The 1275-nt window shown below is 58.8% G+C and carries 1 protein-coding gene; it reads right to left on the minus strand.

Features of this window, described 5'->3' with window-relative positions:
* Positions 1-251 precede the first annotated feature (251 nt).
* A complete protein-coding gene (locus EOM25_15065; protein ID NCC26499.1) occupies positions 252-965 on the minus strand; it encodes a hypothetical protein in 714 nt (237 codons plus the stop codon).
* Positions 966-1275 lie beyond the last annotated feature (310 nt).

Genomic DNA, 1275 nt, shown 5'->3' on the forward strand with positions numbered 1-1275 from the left:
GGCTTGATTACTTGGTTAGCCCAGGTCCGGAAGTGGCCATGGGGCTTGCCGATCCGCTTCCACAGCTTTCGAGCGCTATGGGCCGGGGCGTAGAGATCCTCGACTGACATGGTCGTGAAGTTATATCGGTTGGTTGTCATTTGCTTGTATCACTCGGTTGGGGTTGATGGATGATGAGAGGCTCTAGGAAGCCCGTAGAGCTGCCCTAAGAGCCCCCGGTGGGGTAGTAGCGCCCATGGGCCAGAGCGGGCTTAGGCAGCCGCTGGCGCTGCGAGGGACAGGTATTCACCGTCGACCAAGGCGATACGGGTAAGGACACGATCGATGTTGAATCCAGGACACTCTGGGTCGGTGCCGAGCAGGAGCTGGGTGATGTCCAGCGGATCGTCGATGCCGAAGTATGACATTGGTTCTTCAAGGGGGCGGAGACAGGCGATGACTGCAGTGTAGGCTTTCGCGGCTGCGGTCTCGGAGGCGAAGTAGCCGATGTGCTTCAACTTTCCTCCGATGCAGATATGTGCCTTCCACTTCCCGTTCTGCGTATCCCAGTAAACCCCCGGATACTTGCTTGACAGGGTCTTGCCGTTCATCTTCGTCTTGATGCTATTTCGAATGTTGCTGGAATGGTCTACCAGGCGTAGATTCTCGGGCCTATCGTCCAGCGGGTCCCTGTTAATGTGGTCAATCTCTCTATCCTCCGGGATGTTCTGCTGATTGTGGATAATCCAGACGACTCTGGCGACGAGGAGCTTCTTCCCGCCGACCCAGATGAACCGCCGGTTTGACTCTCCGTCCGGCTTGGTCTGCCGAAACGCCGAGCGCGGCTTCCACCTAGAAAGACTCGCCTTCTCTTTCACCGGGTCGATGTACCCTACAGGTCGGTCGTCATCCCCAGTTAATGCGAGATGTTGCGCGAGAAACTCGAAGCTCTCGACGCTGTCGGTCCTGTCGATCATGTCGCTCATCTCACCGTCCCTCTGTCGTCGATCGGTACCACCGGGCAACTCCTAGGTTATCGAGGCTACAGCCCAGCACATCCCTGGCCGAGCCCCAAATCTCTTCCCAGGTCATGTCGACCCGAAGCCCGCGGTAGTCCGGGCGGGCGTGAAGAAGAGTCAGGGCACGTCTCATGCGAACGGCAGAGGAGCGGGAGATCCCGGTCATCTGGCAGAGGGCCTCCTTGCTTAGGTGCGGGTTGGCCCGGAGGGTTTGCCATCCGTGCTCTAGGCGTTGGGTTTGGGTCTTCGCCCAGGTAGCGCTGGCGATGTCGCCCTG

It is taken from the genome of Deltaproteobacteria bacterium (assembly GCA_009929795.1).
Classification (GTDB): Bacteria; Desulfobacterota; Desulfovibrionia; order Desulfovibrionales; family Desulfomicrobiaceae; genus RZZR01.

What these genes read in the sequence shown, in the direction of transcription:
- EOM25_15065 (NCC26499.1), bottom strand. Translation starts at nt 965, where the DNA reads ATGAGCGACATGATCGACAGGACCGACAGCGTCGAGAGCTTCGAGTTT.